The sequence below is a fragment of the Streptomyces lusitanus genome (assembly GCF_042647945.1).
GTDB classification, from domain to species: Bacteria; Actinomycetota; Actinomycetes; order Streptomycetales; family Streptomycetaceae; genus Streptomyces; species Streptomyces pseudogriseolus.
This window is the reverse complement of sequence record NZ_JBHRWL010000020.1, coordinates 12801-32801: the sequence shown is the minus strand read 5'-3', so window position 1 is coordinate 32801 and position 20001 is coordinate 12801. Positions and strand designations below refer to the sequence as shown.

Annotated in this window: 20 protein-coding genes; 5 read left to right on the top strand and 15 right to left on the bottom strand. The window is 73.0% G+C overall.

Translation table 11 applies throughout. The features are described 5' to 3' along the window. Positions 1-49 precede the first annotated feature (49 nt). Positions 50-847, top strand: a complete 798-nt coding sequence (locus tag ACFOSY_RS27150; protein WP_394311591.1) for an ABC transporter ATP-binding protein — start codon at positions 50-52, stop codon at positions 845-847. Then, positions 834-1748, top strand: a complete 915-nt coding sequence (locus tag ACFOSY_RS27145; protein ID WP_394311589.1) for an ABC transporter permease — start codon at positions 834-836, stop codon at positions 1746-1748. The genes ACFOSY_RS27150 and ACFOSY_RS27145 overlap by 14 nt, the downstream gene beginning before the upstream one ends. Before the next feature lie 24 nt (positions 1749-1772). Here ACFOSY_RS27145 and ACFOSY_RS27140 read toward each other — a convergent pair whose 3' ends face one another. The 13 genes from ACFOSY_RS27140 to ACFOSY_RS27080 all read right to left on the bottom strand — a co-directional run bounded on the left by ACFOSY_RS27140 (position 1773) and on the right by ACFOSY_RS27080 (position 16110). Next, positions 1773-3941 carry a discoidin domain-containing protein gene (locus tag ACFOSY_RS27140; RefSeq protein ID WP_394311587.1) on the bottom strand — a complete coding sequence of 723 codons (2169 nt, stop codon included), beginning with the start codon at positions 3939-3941 and terminating at the stop codon, positions 1773-1775. A gap of 48 nt (positions 3942-3989) precedes the next feature. Beyond that, complete coding sequence (locus ACFOSY_RS27135) at positions 3990-5567, bottom strand: glycoside hydrolase family 13 protein (RefSeq protein ID WP_394311585.1); 1578 nt, start codon at positions 5565-5567, stop codon at positions 3990-3992. Between the two features lie 37 nt (positions 5568-5604). Then, positions 5605-6471, bottom strand: coding sequence for a carbohydrate ABC transporter permease (locus ACFOSY_RS27130; protein ID WP_394311583.1), 867 nt, complete (start codon positions 6469-6471; stop codon positions 5605-5607). Next, the gene (locus ACFOSY_RS27125; protein WP_394311577.1) at positions 6468-7418 is read right to left on the bottom strand and encodes a carbohydrate ABC transporter permease; all 951 of its coding nucleotides are present in this window, start codon (positions 7416-7418) and stop codon (positions 6468-6470) included. The genes ACFOSY_RS27130 and ACFOSY_RS27125 overlap by 4 nt, the downstream gene beginning before the upstream one ends. A gap of 3 nt (positions 7419-7421) precedes the next feature. After that, positions 7422-8765 carry an ABC transporter substrate-binding protein gene (locus tag ACFOSY_RS27120; protein ID WP_394311572.1) on the bottom strand — a complete coding sequence of 448 codons (1344 nt, stop codon included), beginning with the start codon at positions 8763-8765 and terminating at the stop codon, positions 7422-7424. 135 nt (positions 8766-8900) lie between these two features. Then, complete coding sequence (locus ACFOSY_RS27115; RefSeq protein WP_225655338.1) at positions 8901-9899, bottom strand: LacI family DNA-binding transcriptional regulator; 999 nt, start codon at positions 9897-9899, stop codon at positions 8901-8903. Between the two features lie 58 nt (positions 9900-9957). Further along, complete coding sequence (locus ACFOSY_RS27110; protein WP_394311570.1) at positions 9958-10626, bottom strand: GntR family transcriptional regulator; 669 nt, start codon at positions 10624-10626, stop codon at positions 9958-9960. Beyond that, positions 10623-11624, bottom strand: a complete 1002-nt coding sequence (locus ACFOSY_RS27105; RefSeq protein WP_394311567.1) for a proline racemase family protein — start codon at positions 11622-11624, stop codon at positions 10623-10625. Before ACFOSY_RS27105 ends, ACFOSY_RS27110 begins: the two co-directional genes overlap by 4 nt. 15 nt (positions 11625-11639) lie before the next feature. Further along, positions 11640-12542, bottom strand: a complete 903-nt coding sequence (locus ACFOSY_RS27100; protein ID WP_394311565.1) for a dihydrodipicolinate synthase family protein — start codon at positions 12540-12542, stop codon at positions 11640-11642. Further along, the gene (locus ACFOSY_RS27095; RefSeq protein WP_394311564.1) at positions 12539-13942 is read right to left on the bottom strand and encodes an FAD-dependent oxidoreductase; all 1404 of its coding nucleotides are present in this window, start codon (positions 13940-13942) and stop codon (positions 12539-12541) included. The genes ACFOSY_RS27100 and ACFOSY_RS27095 overlap by 4 nt, the downstream gene beginning before the upstream one ends. Then, positions 13932-14225 carry a (2Fe-2S)-binding protein gene (locus ACFOSY_RS27090; RefSeq protein ID WP_394311561.1) on the bottom strand — a complete coding sequence of 98 codons (294 nt, stop codon included), beginning with the start codon at positions 14223-14225 and terminating at the stop codon, positions 13932-13934. Before ACFOSY_RS27090 ends, ACFOSY_RS27095 begins: the two co-directional genes overlap by 11 nt. Further along, positions 14222-15385, bottom strand: coding sequence for an NAD(P)/FAD-dependent oxidoreductase (locus ACFOSY_RS27085; protein WP_394311559.1), 1164 nt, complete (start codon positions 15383-15385; stop codon positions 14222-14224). The genes ACFOSY_RS27090 and ACFOSY_RS27085 overlap by 4 nt, the downstream gene beginning before the upstream one ends. 65 nt (positions 15386-15450) lie before the next feature. Further along, positions 15451-16110: an MmyB family transcriptional regulator gene (locus ACFOSY_RS27080; protein WP_394311557.1), complete on the bottom strand. Its 660-nt coding sequence runs from the start codon at positions 16108-16110 to the stop codon at positions 15451-15453. Between the two features lie 222 nt (positions 16111-16332). Here ACFOSY_RS27080 and ACFOSY_RS27075 point away from each other — a divergent pair, with 222 nt between their 5' ends. The 3 genes from ACFOSY_RS27075 (at position 16333) to ACFOSY_RS27065 (ending at position 17965) form a co-directional block, all read left to right on the top strand. Then, complete coding sequence (locus ACFOSY_RS27075; RefSeq protein ID WP_394311555.1) at positions 16333-16983, top strand: helix-turn-helix domain-containing protein; 651 nt, start codon at positions 16333-16335, stop codon at positions 16981-16983. A gap of 31 nt (positions 16984-17014) precedes the next feature. Continuing rightward, complete coding sequence (locus ACFOSY_RS27070) at positions 17015-17560, top strand: toxin-antitoxin system, toxin component (protein WP_394311711.1); 546 nt, start codon at positions 17015-17017, stop codon at positions 17558-17560. A gap of 156 nt (positions 17561-17716) precedes the next feature. Beyond that, complete coding sequence (locus ACFOSY_RS27065; protein WP_394311552.1) at positions 17717-17965, top strand: hypothetical protein; 249 nt, start codon at positions 17717-17719, stop codon at positions 17963-17965. A 367-nt stretch (positions 17966-18332) separates the two neighbouring features. On the opposite strand, the gene ACFOSY_RS27060 is transcribed toward ACFOSY_RS27065, so the two are convergent. Both ACFOSY_RS27060 and ACFOSY_RS27055 read right to left on the bottom strand, forming a co-directional pair. Beyond that, positions 18333-18992, bottom strand: coding sequence for a 4'-phosphopantetheinyl transferase family protein (locus tag ACFOSY_RS27060; protein ID WP_394311549.1), 660 nt, complete (start codon positions 18990-18992; stop codon positions 18333-18335). Then, positions 18989-19846: a metallophosphoesterase family protein gene (locus ACFOSY_RS27055; protein ID WP_394311546.1), complete on the bottom strand. Its 858-nt coding sequence runs from the start codon at positions 19844-19846 to the stop codon at positions 18989-18991. The genes ACFOSY_RS27060 and ACFOSY_RS27055 overlap by 4 nt, the downstream gene beginning before the upstream one ends. Between the last annotated feature and the right edge of the window lie 155 nt (positions 19847-20001).

Sequence of the window (20001 nt, the reverse complement as noted above, 5' to 3'; positions counted from 1 at the left end):
CGCGATCCGACGACACGCCACGAGGCAACACCCCCAGGAGGTGACGACCATGGCCACCACGATGGCCGGGACGGCCGAGGACACCACGACGGCGGCCCACGCCGCGCGGGTCGAGCACGTCTCGAAGTCCTTTCCCGCTCCGGGCGCCCCGGGCGGACGGCAGCTCGTGCTGGACGACATCACCCTCGATGTCGCCCACGGCGAGTTCGTCACCCTCCTGGGCGCCTCGGGCTGCGGCAAGTCCACCCTGCTCAACCTGGTCGCCGGGCTGGACCGGCCGTCCGCCGGCGCCATCGGCACCGACGGCCGCCCCGCCCTGATGTTCCAGGAGCACGCCCTGTTCCCGTGGCTGACCGCGGGCAAGAACATCGAACTCGCCCTGAAACTGCGCGGGGTGGGCAAGCCGGAGCGCCGCCAGGAGGCGGAGCGGCTGCTGGAGCTGGTGCGGCTGAAGGACGCGCACGGCAAGCGGGTGCACGAGCTGTCCGGCGGCATGCGCCAGCGCGTCGCCCTGGCCCGGGCGCTCGCCCAGGACAGCCGGCTGCTGCTGATGGACGAGCCGTTCGCCGCGCTCGACGCCATCACCCGCGACGTGCTGCACGACGAACTGACCCGGATCTGGCGGGAGACGGGCCTGTCGGTGCTGTTCGTGACGCACAACGTCCGCGAGGCGGTGCGGCTCGCCCAGCGCGTCGTCCTGCTGTCGTCCCGGCCGGGCCGCGTCGCCCGGCAGTGGACCGTGGACCTGCCGCAGCCGCGCCGCCTCGAGGACACCGCCGTCGCGGAGCTGTCCGCCGAGATCACCGAAGAACTGCGTGGGGAGATCCGCCGTCATGGCCAGCACTGAGAAGACCGCCGGCGTCACCGGGAGGACCGCCGCACCCCAGGACCCGGACGACCTCGCCGGTCTCGAGGCCGGCCTCGACGCGCTGGACGCGGCGCAGACGGTCCGCACCCCGCTGCGCGAGACCCTGCTGCGCAAGGTGCTGCCGCCGGTCACCGCCGTCGCCCTGGTGCTGGTGGTGTGGCAGATTCTCGTCTGGGCGGAGGTCGCGCCCCCGTACAAGCTCGCCTCGCCCTCCGACGTGTGGGGCGAGGTGCGCGCGGCCTGGCTCCAGGGCACGCTGCTCGACTACATCTGGACATCCGTCTCGCGGGGCCTGGTCGGTTTCCTGCTGGCGCTCGTCATCGGCACCCCGCTCGGGCTGCTGGTGGCGCGGGTGTCCTTCGTGCGGGCGGCCATCGGCCCGATCCTGTCGGGCCTTCAGTCGCTGCCGTCGGTCGCCTGGGTGCCGCCCGCGGTGATCTGGCTGGGCCTGAACGACTCGATGATGTTCGCCGTGATCCTGCTGGGCGCCGTCCCGTCCATCGCCAACGGCCTGGTGGCGGGCATCGACCAGATCCCGCCGCTGTTCCTGCGCGCCGGGCGCACCCTGGGCGCGACCGGGCTGCGCGGCGCCCGGTACATCGTGATGCCGGCCGCGCTCCCCGGCTACGTGGCCGGGCTCAAGCAGGGCTGGGCGTTCTCGTGGCGCTCGCTGATGGCCGCCGAGATCATCGCCTCCTCGCCCGATCTGGGCGTGGGCCTCGGCCAGTTGCTGGAGAACGGCCGCAACAACAGCAGCATGCCGCAGGTGTTCCTGGCCATCCTGCTGATCCTGTGCGTCGGCATCGCCGTCGACCTGCTGATCTTCAGCCCGCTGGAGCGGCGCGTGCTGCGCGGGCGGGGCCTGCTCGTCAGCCGCTGACCCCGCCCGCGCAGGACTCGCCCGTCAGGACCCGTACGCCTCCACCTCGCTGAACTGGGCGGCCGGCCAGCCGGTGTTGCCGGTGACGTGCAGCCGCAGATGGCGCAGGCTGCCGTCGACCGGGACGGTCACCGTGTTGCCGGTCGCCGGGTCGAAACGGTACTCACGGGCGGCGGCCAGCGTCGTGTACGCGGAGCCGTCGGTGCTGCCCTGCACGGACAGGGTCTGGGTGCGGGCCTGCCACGCGGCCTGCGGCGGCAGCTTCAGCACCACCCGGCGCACGGTGCGGGTGGCGCCGAGGTCGACCGTCAGGGTCTGCGGGAAGGCGTGGTTGGCGGACTCCCAGTAGGTGTTCGGGTCGCCGTCGACGGCCTTGCCGGGGGTGTACACGTCCTGCGAGCCGGTGGCGGTGGCCGGGCGGTTCAGGGCGAGGTTGCGGTCCGGGTCGGGTTCCGGTTCGCCCTGGCCGGGCTGGGGCCAGGTGGCGCAGTCGGACCAGGTGCCGCTCCAGCCGGAGTTGCCCCCGCCGTCGGTGACGGTGAAGGCGCCGGAGCCCGCCGGATAGGGGCAGTTGTAGATTCCGGCGGAGCCGACGCCGGTCGCGGTGACGTCGCGGAAGGTGGCGGCCCCTTGGGTCTCCGCCTGCACGACGACCGTCCCGACGCGGTTCACGGTGGCGCCGTCGACGGTGATGTTCCGGGCGGCGAGGCCGCGTCCGCTGCCGGAGACGAACTCGAAGGCGCTGTACGGGCTGTCGGTGATCGTGGTGTTCGTGATCCGTACCTGTGCGTCGATGGCACTGTCGTAGGAGTCGACGCGCAGGGCGCCCATCGGGTGGTTCCAGTTGGGGTTCATCGCGCCGGTGCGCACCAGGGTGTTGCCGTCGACGGTGATGGTGCCGGACAGCGGGTGGAACGGGTCGAGGAACTTCTGGTTGGAGATGGCGATGCCGCTGCCGAGGGCGTTGGTGTCGGCGATCAGGTTGTTCCGGACGGTGATGTCGGTGCCGCCGTAGATCGCGATGCCGTTGGCGAGGTTCGGCTGGGTGATCGTGTTGTTCTCGAAGACGCTGCCGACGTCGGGGGCGTTCAGCGACCACATGGCGAGGGCGTCGTCGCCCTGGTTGCGCAGGAAGTTGTTGCGGACCTTCACCCCGCGGGCGTTGCCGTTGAGGTTGAGGCCGTCGGCGGTCATGTCGAGGAAGCGGCTGTTCTCGACGACGAGGTTGTCGTTGTTCCCGGTCAGCCACAGCCCCACCTTGAGGTGCTGGAGCCACATCCCGGAGACGGTCGAGCCCGGTCCGAGGGAGCCGTTGACGAAGTTGTCCGGGCTGGAGTCGACGCGCTCGGTGACCTCGCCGATGACGGCGAAGTCCTTGATGTGGACGTTGCCCGCGGAGGCCGACTGGTCGATGAAGCGGGAGGTGCGCACGACCGAGTGCCAGTGTCCCGCGCCCTGGAGGGTGACGTTCTGGACGCCGCTCAGGGAGGAGGTCAGCCGGTACTCGCCCGGCGGGATCCACACGGTGCCGCCCTGGGCGGCGGCGATGGCCTCGCGGAACGCCTGGGTGGAGTCGCCCTGCCCGGTGGGGTCGGCGCCTCTGTCGGTCACCGAGACGGACCCGGAGGGGCGGGTGGCGGCGCCGGGCGCCTGCTCGAAGTCGGCCACGTCGACCGTGACCTGCACGTTCGTGGCCTGGAAGGCGACGGTGTCGCCGGCCTGGACGTCCCGGCCGAGCAGCATGCGCGCGTTGCCGTAGAGGTGGTGGGTGCGGGCGCCCGGGATCCACGGGGTGTCGACATAGCTGTACTTCGAGGTGACCGGCAGCGTCCGGTCGAGCCGCTGCCCGTTGACGTACACGTCCAGCGAGCCGGACTGCCCGTCGGGGACGCTGTACGCCACGGTGACGGCGTTGGCGGCGCGCGGCACGGTGAACTGCACGCGCTGGCCCGCGTTCAGCCGCACCGCCTGGCGGCCGGACGCCTCGGAGGCGAGGGTGCCCTGGGTGAAGTCGGGGCCGATGCGGCTTCCGGTGTAGGTCGCGGACTCGGCCTCGACGGAGGTGAAGGGGAGGGTGGCGCCGGCCGCCGCGTGAGCGGGTACGGGGGCGACGGCGACGAGCAGGCCGGCGGCGAGGGCGACGGCCGTGGCCGCCGCCGACGCGTTCCGGGCGGTCGTGCGGGGGGTGGTCATGGTGCTGGTCCCTTCGGGGTGGGGGTGGGGAACAGACGGGGGCGCGGTTCAGGAGCGCAGCCAGACCGCGGTGTCGGCGGGCAGCCGCCCGGCGGCGTCGAGGGGGCCGCTGGCCAGGAGCAGCGCGGAGTGGGCGGGGAGGTCGACGGGCGTGTCCGCGAGGTTGACCACGCACAGGGCGCCGGCACGGGCGAAGGCGAGGACGCCGTCGGGTGCGGGGAGCCAGGTCAGCGGGCCGTCGCCGAACTGCGGGCGCAGCCGCACGGCCGCGCGGTAGAGGCTGAGCACCGAGCCGGGGTCCTCGGCCTGCCGGTCGGCGGCGTAGGCGGCCCAGCCGTCGGGCTGCGGCAGCCACGGCTCGCCGCCGAACCCGGCGTGCGGCTCGTCGGCCGCCCAGGGCAGCGGAACCCTGCATCCGTCGCGGCCGGGGTCGGTGCCGCCGGAGCGGGCGTGCATGGGGTCCTCGATGCGGTCGAGCGGGATGTCCGCCTCGGGCAGGCCGAGTTCCTCGCCCTGGTAGACGTAGACCGCGCCGGGCAGGGCGAGGGAGAGCAGGGCGGCGGCGCGGGCCCGGCGGGTGCCGAGGGCGAGGTCGGTGGGGGTGCCGAAGGCCTTGGTGGCGAAGTCGAAGCCGGTGTCGGCGCGGCCGTAGCGGGTGACGGTGCGGGTGACGTCGTGGTTGCACAGCACCCAGGTGGCGGGGGCGCCGACGGGGGCGTGCTCGGCGAGGGTGTCGTCGATGGAGCGGCGCAGCCGGGCGGCGTCCCACGGGCAGGTCATGAAGGAGAAGTTGAACGCGGTGTGCAGTTCGTCGGGGCGCAGGTAGCGGGCGAAGCGTTCGGTGTCGGGCAGCCAGACCTCGCCGACGAAGACGGCCCCGTACTCGTCGGCGACGGCCCGCCAGGCGCGGTAGACGTCGTGGAGTTCGTCGCGGTCGACGTAGGGGTGCGGGTCGCGGCCCTCGGTGAAGTCGGGCAGGCCGGGGTCCTTGGCCAGCAGGGCGGCGGAGTCGATGCGGACGCCGGCGACGCCCCGGTCGAACCAGAAGCGCAGGATGTCCTCGTGCTCCTGGCGGACGGCGGGGTGGGCCCAGTTGAGGTCGGGCTGCTCGGGGGCGAACAGGTGCAGGTACCAGTCGCCGTCGGGCAGCCGGGTCCAGGCGGGGCCTCCGAACTCGGATTGCCAGTCGTTGGGCGGGAGTTCGCCGTGTTCCCCGCGGCCGGGCCGGAAGTGGAACAGCTCCCGTTCGGGGCCGCCGGCGAGGGCCGCCCGGAACCAGGGGTGCTGGTCGGAGACGTGGTTGGGCACGATGTCGACGATGGTGCGGATGCCCAGCTCCCGTGCCTCGGCGATGAGTTTCTCCGCCTCGGCGAGCGTGCCGAAGGCCGGGTCGATCGCCCGGTAGTCGGCGACGTCGTAGCCGCCGTCCTTCATCGGGGACCGGTACCAGGGGTTGAACCACAGCGCGTCGACGCCCAGTTCGGCGAGGTAGGGCAGGCGGGCGCGGACGCCGGCCAGGTCGCCGGTGCCGTCGCCGTCGCCGTCGGCGAAGCTGCGGACGTACACCTGGTAGATGACGGCGGAGCGCCACCAGCCGTCGTCGGTGGCAGGGGTGGGCTGTCCCACGTGGGTGCCTTTCTCTTCTGTGGACGGGGGTCCGGTGTCAGCCCTTGGTGCTGCCCGCGCCGATCCCGGCGATGATGTGCCGCTGGAAGACGAGGAACAGCGCGACCATGGGGATGCTGGCGATCACCATCGCGGCGATGAGCACGGTCAGCTGGACGTTCTGCGACAGCTGCACGAGGGCCACGCTGATGGGCTGCTTGTCGGTGTCGGAGAAGACCATCAGGGGCCACAGGAAGTCCTGCCAGACGGCGACCAGCGCGAAGATCGAGACCACGCCGAGCACCGGGCGGGACATGGGCAGCACGATGGACCACAGGGTGCGCAGCTTCCCCGCGCCGTCGATCTCGGCGGCCTCCAGGACGTCCCTGGGCAGCTGGTCGAAGAACCGTTTGAGCAGATACAGGTTGAAGGCGTTGGCCACGGCCGGCAGCCAGATGGCGAGCGGGTCGTTGAGCAGTCCGAGGTCCGCGACGGTGAGGTACTTCGGCACGACGAGGGCCTGGGCGGGGACCATCAGGGTGGCGAGGATGCCGCCGAGGACCAGCTTGCCGAAGGCCGGCCGGAGTCTGGACAGGGCGTAGGCGGCGGCCGTGCAGAACACCAGCTGGAAGGCCCAGGCGCCGGCCGCCTGCACCAGCGTGTTCCACAGGTGGACGGGCAGCTGCATCAGCTCCCAGGCGTCGGTGTACCCGGCGGTGCTCCAGCTCTCGGGGACGAGGGTGGGCGGGGTGCGGGCCACCTCGTCCGGTGACTTCATGGCGCCGGTGACCATCCAGTACACAGGGAACAGGAACGCCAGCGCGAACAGCAGGACGACGCCGGTGAAGACGGTCCAGTAGGCGGCCCTGCCGCGGGGGCGGGCCAGGACGGCCGGGGAGACGAGGGTGCGGGTGCTGCTGCTCATGCGGCCTCCTCTCCGGAGCGGGTGAGGCGGAGGTAGACGGCGGAGAACGCGCCGAGCAGGGCGAGCAGCATGACGCTGAGCGCGCAGGCGCCGCCGAAGTCGTTGTAGAGGAAGGCGTATTTGTAGATGAGGTAGAGGACGGTGACGGTGGAGTTCTCCGGGCCGCCCCCGGTGATCACGAACGGTTCGGTGAACACCTGCATGGTGGCGATGATCTGGAGGAGCATCAGCATGAGGATCACGAACCGGGTCTGCGGGACCGTGACGTGCCGGATGCGCTGGAGCAGGTTCGCGCCGTCGAGTTCGGCCGCCTCGTACAGTTCGCCGGGGACGGCCTGGAGCGCGGCGAGATAGATGAGCACGGTGCCGCCCATGTTGGCCCAGGTGGCGACGATGACGAGGGACACCAGGGCCGTGTCGGCGCCGTTGGACCAGTTCGAGGTCGGCAGGTGCAGGAAGCGCAGCGCCTCGTTGGCGAGGCCGGCGCCCGGGTCGTAGAACCACTTCCACAGCAGGGCGCTCACCACGGGCGGGATCATCACCGGCAGGTAGACGACGACCCGGAAGAACGCCTTGGCGTGGCGCAGTTCGTTGAGGACGAGGGCCAGTACGAAGGGGATCGCGAAGCCGATCAGCAGGGCGAGCAGGGTGAAGGTGAGCGTGTTGCGCCAGGCGTCGGCGAACTCGGGGTCCTGCCAGACGCGGGTGAAGTTGGCGGTGCCGACCCATTCGGGGTCCGAGCCGGGCGTGTACTTCTGGAAGGCGATCACGACGGCGCGGATCGCCGGGTACCAGGAGAACAGCGCGAAGCAGATGAGCCCGCCGAGGAGGAAGCCGTACGCGCGCAGGTGGTCGGTGAGGCGGCGCCGCCTCCGGTCCCCCGCCGGGGACGGCGCCTTCACCGGACGGACCCGCACGGCGGGCGGCCGTTCGACCGTCTTCGTCACCGGTCAGCTCCGCGCCAGGATGCCGTCGATCTTGCCGGAGGCGTCTTGCAGCAGCTGGTCGATGTCCGCGTCCTCCTTGGTGAGGACGGCGGAGACCACGCCGTCGAGGACGGAGTAGAGCTGCTGGGCGTGCGGCGGCTCGATCTTCATCTCCAGCTGCTGGTTGCCCTCGAGGAACGCCTTGTAGTTCTCCACGGGGACGTTGGCGTTGGCCTGCTTGACCTGCTGGTCCTTGGCGTCGGCGGCGCCGGTGAACAGGCGCGGCTCGGGCAGGCCGACGGGGGCGTCGTGCTGCTTGGCGCGGGCGTAGTCGCCGAGGAAGCCGTCGCCGGGCGTGAGGAACATGTGGTCGAGCCACTTGAGGCCGGCGCGGATCTGCTCGGGGGTGGCGTTCTTGTTGAACATGTAGCCGTCGCCGCCGACGAGGGTGGCCTTGCCGCCGGGCATGGGGGCGATGGCGATGTTCTCGTACTTCGCGCCCTTCTCCTTGACCAGGATCGGGATGTTGTCGGGGGCGGCGAGGTACATGCCGAGTTTGCCGGAGCCCATCATCTGCTGGGCGTCGTTGATGACGAGCAGCTGCTTGCTGCCCATCGACTCGTCCTTCCACCGCATGTCGTGGAGGGTCTGGAGGACGGCGCGGGCCTCTGGGGTGTCGACGGTGGCCTTCGTGCCGTCGGCGCTCACCACGTCGCCGCCCTGGGAGTACAGCTCGGCGGTGAAGTGCCAGCCGCCCTGGTTCTGGGCGCTGTAGTCGGCGTAGCCGACGACGCCGTCGCCGAGCGCGGCGATCTTCTTGGCGGCAGTGCGGACCTCGTCCCAGGTGGCGGGCGGACGGTCGGGGTCGAGGCCGGCCTGCTCGAACAGCTCCCGGTTGTAGATCAGGCCCATGGAGTAGCCGGTGCGGGGGATGCCGTAGATCTTGCCGTCGACGGTGTAGATGTCCCGCAGCTGCTGCTGGATGGTGCCGTAGCTCTTGAGCTCCTTGACGTACGGGGTGAGGTCGGCGGCCTGCTTGATGTCCACGACGTGCCGGGCGTCGGTGAAGTACGTGTAGAACACGTCCTCCATCTGGCCGCCGGCGAGCTTGGCGTCGAACGTCTTGGGGTCCTGGCAGGGGAACGCGTCGTGCGGGACGACGTCGATGTCCGGGTTCTTCTTCTCGAAGGCGGCGATCTCCTCCTCGAAGAACTGGCGGTCGACCTTGGCGCTCTTGGGCGGCATGCAGTTGACGGTGAGCCGCGTCGTGCCGTCGGCGGCTTCGTCGCCGTCCGAGCCGCAGGCCGTCAGCGCGAGGGCGCCGACGCCGAGCGCGACGAGGGTACGGCGGATCCCGGTGCTTCTCATCGGTGGACCCCTTACGGGACAGGAGTGAGTGACCCCTCGGAACAGGAGCGGTGGGCGGGGCACACTCAAGCACCGACGACAACGGTCCGCAAGATGTCGCGCAGAATTTGAAATTATTCGACAGCTGAGGGACGGTCAGTCGCGCGGTGCCTGCCCGGTCGAGCCGCGCACCACCAACTCCGGTTCGAACAACAGCTCTTCGGGGGCCACCGTGCTGCCGCTGATCTGCGCGTTGAGCAGCTCCACCACCGCCTTGCCCATGGCCTCGATGGGCTGGCGCACGGTGGTGAGCGGGGGTTCGGTGCAGTTCATCAGCGCGGAGTCGTCGTAGCCGACGACGGAGATCTGCCCGGGCACGTCGAGGCCCTTGCGCCGGGCGGCGCGTACGACGCCGAGGGCGAGGGGGTCGCTGGCGCAGATGAAGCCGGTGACGCCCCGGTCGATGAGCCGGGTGGCCGCCGCGTGACCGCCCTCGATGGAGAACATGGCGCGGGCGACGTGCTCCTCGGGCACCTCCCCGGCCACCGCCCGCGCGGCCGCCAGCTTGCGGGCGGACGGCATGTGGTCGCCGGGGCCGAGCACCAGGCCGATGCGCTCGTGGCCGAGCGAGGCGAGATGACGCCAGGCCTGCTCCACGGCCACGGCGTCGTCGCACGACACGGCGGGGAAGCCGAGGTGCTCGATGGCCGCGTTGACGAGGACGACGGGGATCTTCCGCTCGGCGAGCCGGCGGTAGTGGTCGTGCGGCGCGTCGGCCTGGGCGTACAGGCCGCCCGCGAACACCACGCCGGACACCTGCTGCTGGAGCAGCAGGTCCACGTAGTCCGCCTCGGAGACCCCGCCGCGGGTCTGGGTGCACAGCACGGGGGTCAGGCCGAGCTGGGCCAGCGCGCCGCCGATGACCTCGGCGAAGGCGGGGAAGATCGGGTTCTGCAGCTCGGGCAGGACGAGGCCGACCAGCCGGGCGCGCTCGCCGCGCAGCTGGGTCGGCCGCTCGTAGCCGAGCACGTCGAGGGCGGACAGCACCGCCTGCCGGGTGGCCTCGGAGACTCCCGGCTTGCCGTTGAGCACCCGGCTGACCGTGGCCTCGCTGACCCCGACCTTCTTCGCCACCACAGCAAGTCGTCGCGTCATACCCGCAAGCGTAGCGCAAGAAACGCAAGAAGCTTGCGTTTCCGCGCAAAAAGCCGGGTCAGGGCGCTGCCCACAGCCCCCGGACATGCCCGAGGTGACGGGTCATCACCGCGCGTACGGCCTCGGTGTCACGGGCGAGCAGCGCTTCGAGGAGTTCGAGGTGCTCCTCGGCCGACGCCCGCAGCCGCCCCTGCTCGGCCAGCGCGGTCAGTCCGTACAGCCGGGAGCGGCGGCGCAGGTCCCGGACCACCTCGACGAGGTGGGCGTTCCCGGCGAGCGCCAGCAGGCCGAGGTGGAAGCGCTGGTCGGCGTCGATGTACGCGACGAGGTCCCCGGCCGCGGCGGCGGTGACGATCTCCTCGGCGACGGGCCGCAGTCCGGCGAGCGCGACCGGGTCGGCCGTGCCGGCCAGCGCCGCCGTCGTCGGGATCTCGATCAGGGCGCGTACGTGCGTGTACTCGTCGAGCTGCCGCTCGGACACGGCGGTGACCCGGTACCCCTTGTTGGGGACGACGTCGACCAGGCCCTCCTTGGCGAGGTCGAGCAGCGCCTCGCGCACGGGGGTGGCGGAGACGCCGAAGCGGGTGGCGAGCCCCGGCGCCGAGTACACCTCGCCGGGCCGCAGTTCACCCGCGATCAGCGCGGCCCGCAGGGCGTCCGCGACCCGTTCCCGGTAGCTGGGCCCGCGTCCGCCGAGGGCGGGCAGGGCCGGTCCTGCGGCGGTCACAGGACGAACCCCGCGGGGAACGGGTCGCTCGGGTCCAGCAGGTACTGGGCGGTGCCGGTGATCCAGGCCCGTCCCGTGAAACTGGGCAGCACGGCGGGGTGTCCGGCCACCTCGGTGGTGCCGAGCAGCCGTCCGGTGAAGCGGGTGCCGATGAAGGACTCGTTGACGAACTCGGTGTGCGGCGGGAGCTCGCCGCGGGCGTGCAGCTGGGCCATGCGGGCGCTGGTGCCGGTGCCGCACGGGGAGCGGTCGAACCAGCCGGGGTGGATCACCATGGCGTGCCGCGAGTGCCGGGCGGTGGAGCCGGGCGCGGTGAGCTGGACGTGGTGACAGCCGTGGATGGACGGGTCCTCGGGATGCACGGGCTCCCCCGCGGTGTTGATCGCCTCCATCAGGGACAGCCCGGCCGCCAGGATGTCGTCCTTGCGGGACCGGTCGAAGGGCAGCCCGAACCGCTCCAGCGGCAGGATGGCGTAGAAGTTCCCGCCGTACGCCAGGTCGTAGGTGACCGTGCGCCCGTCGGGCAGGGTCGCCTCGCGGTCCAGGGCGACGGCGAAGGACGGCACGTTGCGCAGGGTCACGGCGGTGGCGGAGCCGTCCGCGACCTCCACCTCGGCGACGACGAGCCCGGCGGGGGTGTCCAGCCGGACGGTGGTGACCGGCTCGACGACCTCCACCATGCCCGTCTCGACCAGCACGGTCGCCACGCCGATGGTGCCGTGCCCGCACATGGGGAGGTAGCCGGACACCTCGATGTAGACGACGCCCCAGTCGCAGTCGGGCCGGGTCGGCGGCTGGAGGATCGCGCCGCTCATCGCCGCGTGGCCGCGCGGCTCGTTCATCAGCAACTGCTTGACGTGGTCACGGTGTTCGCGGAACCACAGGCGCCGTTCGTTCATCGTCGCGCCGGGGATGACGCCGATGCCGCCGGTGATCACCCGGGTCGGCATGCCCTCGGTGTGCGAGTCGACGGCGTGCAGGACGAGTGAGCTGCGCATGTCCGGGCTCCTTCCCTACGGCCTGTCCTGGGCGAGGCCGGCCGCGACGGCCTTCTCGGTGGCGGCGCGCACGGCCGCCTCCTGCTCCGGGTCCAGCGGGACGCGCGGCGGACGGCAGGGCCCGCCGTGGCGTCCGACGAGGTCCATGGACAGCTTGATCGCCTGCACGAACTCCACGCGCGAGTCCCAGCGCAGCAGGGGGTGCAGCTGCCGGTACAGCGGCAGCGCGGTGGCGAGATCTCCCTCGACGGCGGCGCGGTACAGCTCCACGCAGGAGCGGGGCAGCGCGTTGGGGTACCCGGCGATCCAGCCCTTCGCCCCGGCGACGGCGAGCTCCAGAGCCACGTCGTCGGCGCCGATCAACAGGTCCAGCTCGGGGGCGAGTTCGGCGATCCGGTAGGCGCGGCGGACGTCCCCCGAGAACTCCTTGACGGCCCGGACGTACCCCTCGCCGTGCAGCCGGGCGAGCAGTTCCGGCACCAGGTCGACCTTGGTGTCGATCGGGTTGTTGTACGCCACGACGGGCAGCCCGGTGCGGGCGACCTCGGCGTAGTGGGCGAGGACGGACCGCTCGTCGGCGCGGTAGGCGTTGGGCGGCAGCAGCATCACCGCCCGGCACCCGGCCTCGGCGGCCTGCTCCGCCCAGCGGCGCGCCTCGGCGGACCCGTAGGCGGCGACCCCGGGCATCACCCGCTCCCCGCCGACGGCGGCGACGGCCGTCTCCACGACCCGGGCCCGCTCCTCGGGGGTGAGCACCTGGTACTCGCCCAGGGAGCCGTTCGGCACGACCCCGTCGCACCCGTTCGCCACGAGCCAGGAGCAGTGCTCGGCGTACCGGTCGAGGTCGACGGTCAGGTCCTCCCGCAGCGGCAGCGCGGTGGCGACGAGGACTCCCCGCCAGGGGCGGTGATCGGTCATGAGAATCCTTCCGACGGGGGCGGGTGGGGCGGGTCGTGCGGCGCGGGGCCGTCGTGGAGGGCGGCCAGGACGCCGAGGGGGACCGGGCGCGCGAAGGGGCGGCGGGCCGGGGTGGGGGCGCAGCCGGTGAGGGCGGCGACCGCCGGTGCGCACACGCGCCCCTGGCACCAGCCCATCCCCGCCCGGGTGAGCAGCTTGACCGTGCGGGTGTCGCCGGCGCCGAGGTCCAGGGCCTCGCGGACGGCGCCCGCGGTGACCTCCTCGCAGCGGCAGATCACCGTGTCGTCGGGGACGCCGTCGCTCCAGTGCGCGGGCGGGGTGTGCAGCGCCTGCAACGCCGCCGCGGCCGTACGCCCCCGGGCGCGGGCCCGTGCGGCCGGCGCCCAGGCGCGCGGGTCGGGTGTCGCGCCGCGCAGCCGGGCCGCGACGGAGCGCCCCGCGATGTGGCCCTCGGCCAGCGCGAGCGCCGCGCCGCCGATCCCCGTGGCCTCCCCGGCCGCCCAGACGCCCGGCACGTCGGTGCGCTGTTCGGCGTCGACGGCGACGGCGTGCCCGTCGAGCCGGCAGCCGAGGGCGTCGGCGAGGTCGGTGTGCGGCAGCATGCCGTGCCCCACCGCGAGGGCGTCGCAGGGCAGCAGCCGCTCGGTGCCGGGTTGGACACGACCCCGCGCGTCGAGGGCGGCGACGGTGACGCCGGTCAGCCGGTCCTCGCCGTGGGCGCGGACCACGGTGTGCCGGCTCAGCACCGGTACCCGGTGGCGCAGCAGCCGTGCCGCGTACCCGGCCGCCTCGGGCAGCTTGCCGGCCAGGGCACGGGCGTGGCGGGGCAGGCGTGCGGGGTCGGTGGACTCGACGAGCGCGGCGACGCGGACGCCCGCCGCCGCGAGTGAGGTGGCCACGGGCAGCAGCAGCGGGCCGGTCCCGGCGACCACGACCGTGCGGCCCGGGGTGACCAGGCCGCCCTTGAGCATGGCCTGCGCGCCACCCGCCGTGACGACGCCGGGCAGGGTCCAGCCGGGGAAGGGCAGCACCGTCTCGTAGCCGCCCGTGGCCAGGAGCACGGCGTCGGCGCGGATCCCGACGGACTCCCGCTGCTCGGGGCCGAGCAGCGCGTGCACCGTGGTCCCGCCCGACTCCCGTTCCACGCACCACACATGGTGCTCGGGCCGTACGTCGGCGGTGCTCGCGGCGAGGGCGTCCCGCAGCCGGGTCCAGGTGCGCCGGCCGTGCCGCGGGACGGCGCCCTCGGTGCCGAGGCCGGGCGCGGGCTGCCGGAAGTACTGCTCGCCGGGCCCCGGCGCCGCGTCGACCAGGGTGACCCGGATCCCGCGCCGTGCTGCCGCGAGGGCCGCGGCGAGACCCGCGGGGCCCGCGCCGATCACCGCGAGCTCAGTCCGCATGGCCCGTCCCCCGCTGGGTGCGGACGTCGTCCCCCGGCCGCGCCGGGACCAGGCAGGCCCGTTGGTTGGGGCGGCCGTTGACGGTGACGAGGCAGTCGAAGCAGACGCCGATGCCGCAGAACACCCCGCGCGGGCGTCCGCCGTCGCGTGTGGTGCGCCAGGAGGTGATGCCGGCGGCCCACAGCGCGGCGGCGATCGTCCGTCCGGGCAGCGCCTCGACGGGGTGTCCGTCGAAGGTCATGGCGAACGCGCGGCCCGCGTCGGCGTCTTCGGCGGCTTTCATCGCGCGGCCTCCTTCGTCGGGCGGGGGAAGCGGTCGGGCCGGAACGGTGCGAGGTCGAGCTCGGGTGTCTCCCCGGTCAGCGCCTGCGCGATCAGCAGCCCGGTGCCCGGGGCGAGTCCGATGCCGGCGCCCTCGTGCCCGCAGGCGTGGAACAGGCCCGGTGCCCGCGGGTCGGGGCCGATCGCCGGGAGGTGGTCGGGCAGGTACGGCCGGAAACCGGCGTACGTCCGCACGGCCCGCACCTCGGACAGGAACGGGAACAGGCGGGTCGCGCCCGCCGCGAGCGCCCGTAGGGCGGGCAGCGACAGGGAGCGGTCGAAGCCGACGCGTTCCCGGCTGGCGCCGATGAGGACCGGTCCCGCGGCCGTGCCCTCCACCACCGGGGAGGTCAGCAGGTCCGCCGTGTCGCCGGCGACGTCGGCCACGTAGTCGGCGGCGTACACCTTGTGCCGGATGCGGGGCGGCAGCGGCTCAGTGACGAGGACGAAGCCGCGCCGGGGCATGACCGGCAGGAACACGTCGGCGCGGGAGGCGAGTTCGCCGCCCCAGGTGCCGGCCGCGTTGACGACGGCGGGGGCGTGGACGTCGCCGCGCGGGGTGCGGACGCCGCGCACCGTGCCGTCGCGGGCGCGCAGCACGCGGATCACCTCGTGGCCGGTGAGCAGCCGGGCGCCGGAGGCGCGCAGCAGGCGGGCCGCCGCGAGGGCGGGCATCACCTGGGCGTCCTGCGGGTAGCGCACCCCGCCCGGGAGGCCGGGCGCGAGCCGGGGTTCGAGGTCGTGGAGCCGGTCGGCGGGCACGGGTTCGGCTCTCACCCCGGCCGCGCGCTGGCCGTCCGCGAACGCCCGCAGCCCGTCGAGGGCGTCCGGGGTCTCCGCGACGACCAGGCCGCCCTTGGCGTCGTACTCGATCCGCGGGCCGTGCTCCCGGGCGAGTTCCGTCCACAGGCGCAGCGACAGCAGGGCCAGGTCGAGTTCGGGTCCGGGCGCCTTGTCGGAGACGAGGAGGTTGCCCTCCCCCGCGCCGGTCGTGCCGCCGGCCACCGGTCCGCGGTCGACGACGGTGACGTCGAGGCCGGCGCGAGCCGCGTACAGGGCGCAGGCGGCGCCCGTCATTCCGGCGCCCACCACCACGACATCGCAGGTCAGCGGCTCGCTCACGCCAGTACTATGTCACACACCACTCGTGCGGGGAACAGGGCGGAAGCGGAGCTGTCCGGGGGTGCTCAGTCCGCTGCGGGGACCACGCGCAGGTGGGAGGCGGCCCGGCGGACCTTGCGGTCGCGGCCGGTGGCGCGGGGCGTCTCCCGCGGGACGAACGTCACCCGGCGGCACTCCATCTCCTCGAGGACGGAGGTGGTCTCCACCAGCAGGCGGCACTCCGTGGCGCCCCAGCGCGGGTCCGGGTGCAGCAACGGGCGTACGGAGCCGTCGTGTCCGGCGGCCCGCTCGCCCACCGCGCGCAGCCAGTGCGGCAGCCCGTGCCGGTAGGCGGCGTCCATGATCGGGTCCTGGGCGATGTCGCGCCGCACCGCGTGCAGCACGGGGTCGTGGGCGTGCCGCTCGGCGGCCGCGGAGAGGTCCGCCAGCATCGGCAGGCACCAGCTCGCCTCGTGGTCGCCCAGCACCGTGGCGGCGTCCGGGTGGAACAGCACGAAGCGGAGGAAGTTGACGCCGGGATGGGCCGTCGGATGCGGCTCGACGCCCTGGAAAAGTGTCCGGAAGGCGCCGTTGGTGAGCAGGACGTCCCACCGGTGGTCCACGACCAGCGACGGGAAGGGAACGGAGTCCAGCAGGACGGCGTAGTCCCGCAGATAGGCCTGGGCCTCGGGAGTCCCGGGGCCGGGCGGCGGTGCCGGCCGCTGCCCTCCTGCCTGATGTGCCATCGGGAGGTCACCCCTCTTGCCTGTGCGGCCCTGACGCGGTGCCCGATCCTGCTGCCCGCAGCCCAGGCATGTCAACTATCGTGGCATTCAGCGCCGATGGACGGCCGAAATTGGCCACAGTTGTGGCGAGACCTGGATGCAAGTTCGATCCACCGGCTAGTCTCCGTGAGGTTCACGGCAATCGCTTGTGAGAAGCCTGTGAGAGACGTAGGAGATCTTTCGGTGACGGGTGGCTTCGAGGGTCCGGGCACCGCGCCGACGCATGCGCTGCCCGCCGTCGTCGCCCGCGTCACCGCACTCGCCGACCGGCTCGGCGTGGCGCACGGCGAGGTCTTCGACGTGGGCCGGCTGTCCGTGGCGTCCGGTGTCCCGGAGCCCGTGGTGAAGGCGCTGCTGAGCGGGCAGCCCGCGGGTGAGCCCGATGTGCAGGCGCGTTTCCTCCAGCGGCTGGACCTGCTGCGCCGTACCCGGCTGAAGCCGAACGGGCGCAAATACACGCAGCAGGAGATCGCCGACGGCGCGGGCATGTCCCGGCAGCAGGCCGGCGCCCTCATCAACGGCGACCGGCGGCCCACCATGGAGCACTGCGACGCCCTCCAGCGGTTCTTCCGGGTGCACGCCGGCTTCCTCACCGCCGAGGACCCGGAGGCGCTGGCGAGCGCCCTCCAGCACACCGAGCAGGAGCTGCTCCAGAAGCTCGCGGAGCGGGAGTCGGCCACGCCGGCCGACGATCCGCTGGAGCGGCTGCTTCAGGACCACGGGGTGCGGGGCATCGCCTGGCGGGCCGCGCAGCTGCCCACCGACCAGCACCGCGACAAGGTCGCGGAATGGCTGGACATGCTCCTGGAGAGCGTCCAGCGGCCCAAGTCGTGACTCGGGGAGAACTGTGGGCATCGGCAGGGAAATGCGCCGCCTGTGCGGCGAGTTGGTCACGGAGCTGACGCTTCCCGTCCCGGCGCGGCCCGCCGATCTCTACGCCGCCCTGTGCGAGGCGATGAGCCGGCGCCGCGGACGGCCGGTGCTGTTCCGCACGGCGGCCTTTCCGCCGGGCACCGCGAGCGGGCTGTGGCTCGACATGGCGGACCAGGACCTCGTCGTGGTCGAGGAACGCACCGCGCCCGACCATCAGTTGGTGATCCTGGGCCACGAGCTGTGGCACATGAAGGCCGGCCATTGCGGCCACCCCGTGGCGGACGCGGGCGCGGAGGTCGCGACCCGGTTATGGGGCGCGTCCCTCGACGACGACGCGCTGCGGGCGACGGTGCTGCGGGTCGCCGCGCGCACCCGGTTCGACCTCGCGGAGGAGAAGGAGGCCGAGGCGTTCGGGCTGCTGCTGGCCAGCAAGTGCCGGACGTATCTGGCGGGTTCGTCGCTGCGCGGGCCGGTGCAGCGTGACCATCTGGCGGGGCGGATCGGGGCGTCGCTGGGGTATCTGGGGCCGCAGAGCTGAGGCCTTCCGGGCAGGTCGCGGGGTGCGCGGCGGGTGAACGGGGCGGCGGTCCGGGCCGATTGTCAGTGGTGGGCGGCAAGCTGGTGGTGCGCCCCCGTTTGTGCCGGGGGTGCGGGTACCCATGACGACCCACGACGACACGGGGAGAGCCGAGCGATGCCCACCGCCGTACTGACCGACCGCGAGCGCACCGCCGTCCAGGCCTATCTCAGACTGCTGCACACGGTGCGGGCCGCCTTCGTAGGCGACGACCACGGGTGCGGCCCTGCGGAACCACCTGCTGTACCGCCGGTGGTTCCGCCTTCCGTACTCGCGGAGGCGGAGGCCGCGCTGGAGGGGGCGGGGCTGGCGGGGAACGAGGAGGAGTTCTTCCGGATGGTGCGGGACTGGCATCCCGGAGCGTGAGGTCGCCGCTTGGGCGCGGCACGCTGTTTTGCGGTGCGGGTCGCGCCCGGGGGGCGGGGGTGGTGCAGCCGCCTGCGGGGCGGTGGGGGCTGAGCGCGCAGTTCCCCGCGCCCCTTCAGGGCGTTGTGGTCAGCCGTGCGGGATGGCCACCGCTGTTGCCAGCAGGGTGGACGGGTGGTCCACCGCAGCCGCCTGCGGGGCGGTGGGGCTGAGCGCGCAGTTCCCCGCGCCCCTGGGGGCGTTGTGGAACAGCCGTGTGGGATGACACCGCTGTTGCCAACAGGGTGGACGGGTGGTCCACCGCGGCCGCCTGCGGGGCGGTGGGGGCTGAGCGCGCAGTTCCCCGCGCCCCTTCAGGGCGTTGTGGTCAGCCGTGCGGGATGGCCACCGCTGTTGCCAGCAGGGTGGACGTGGTGGTCCAGGTGCCGGTGAAGTGGTCCAGGCGGCGGCCTGACACCACGGGGCCGGGGACCAGGAGGGCCGCGTGGAACGTGCCGTCCGTGTGGAGGGTGATGTCCGCCTCCGAGAAGTCCAGCCACTTGTGGGTGAGCGGGTACCACGCCTTGTAGACGGACTCCTTGGCGCTGAACAGCAGACGGTCCCAGTGGACGGACGGGCGCTCCGCGAGGAGGCGGGCGACGCGGGCCGCTTCCTGCGGCAAGGAGATGGTGGCGAGCACGCCGTCGGGAAGCGGTCCGTGGGGCTCGGCGTCGATGCCGAGGGACGCCAGGTCGTCGGTGCGGACCAGCGCGGCGGCGCAGTAGCCCTCGCAGTGGGTCATGCTGCCGGCCAGTCCGGCGGGCCAGACGGGGGCGCCGCGTTCACCGGGGACGACGGGCGCCGCGGGCACGCCGAGCTTCTCCATGGCGCGCCGGGCGCAGGAGCGTACGGCGGTGAACTGGCGGCGGCGCTTGAGGACCGCGTGGGTGAGGAGGGCCTCCTCCTCGGGGAACAGGGGGGCGTCCACGCCCTCCTCGCCGTAGGCCTCGACGGCGGCCACCGTCGGGGGGAGCAGCTCCTCGATCACCGGGACGTTTCCTCCACGGGCAGGATCCGGCGCAGCCGGCCGGGCGGCGTCTGCCGTACCCGCCATTCGCGTGGGTAGCCCACCGATACCTCCTCGAAGCGGACGCCGTCCTGGAAGGTCGTCCGGGGGATGTGCAGATGACCGTAGACCATGGTCCGTACGGGGTACGTACGGTGCCAGTCGTCGGTGAGGACGGTCCCGCACCACATGGCGAACTCGGGGTAGCGCAGCACGTCGGTCGGGTGGCGGTGCAGCGGCCAGTGCGTGACGGGGATCAGGGGGAGGTCCGCGGGGAGTTCCGCGAGGCGCCGTTTCGTCTCGGCGACCCGGGCGCGGCACCAGTCCTCGCGGGTCGGGTACGGGTCGGGGTGCAGCAGGTGCTCGTCGGTGCAGACCACCCCGGTGCCGTACGCGTACTCCAGTCCCTCCTCCTTGGTGGTGCAGCCGGGCGGGAGGAACGAGTAGTCGTACAGGAGGAAGAGGGGTGCGACGGCGACCGGGCCGCCGGGGCCCTCCCACACCGCGTACGGGTCCTCGGGGGTGAGCACGCCGAGGTCGCGGCACTGCTCGACCAGGTGGTCGTAGCGGGCGACGCCGCGCAGGGTGACGGCGTCACTCGGGTGGGTCCACAGTTCGTGGTTGCCGGGCGTCCAGATCACCCTCGCGAAGCGGCCCGCGAGGGTCTTGAGGGCCCAGCGGATGTCCTCCACCGTCTCCGCGACGTCGCCGGCCACCAGCAGCCAGTCCTCGTCCGACTCGGGCCGCATGCCTTCAACGAGGTCGCGGTTCTCGGCATAGCCGATGTGCAGATCGCTGATGGCCCACAGCTGGGGACCGTCTCCGCCCGTCGCCATCTTCGTCCTTTCAGCAGCAGCCGGACCTCACCACGAGATCACATCCGCCCCGCCGGATCAACCGCGGACCGCCACCCGGACGTGGTATCAGGACGCCCCTTCTTGGTCGTATGATCTGCCCGACACCACCGCCATGGACACGTCCTTCTCGCACG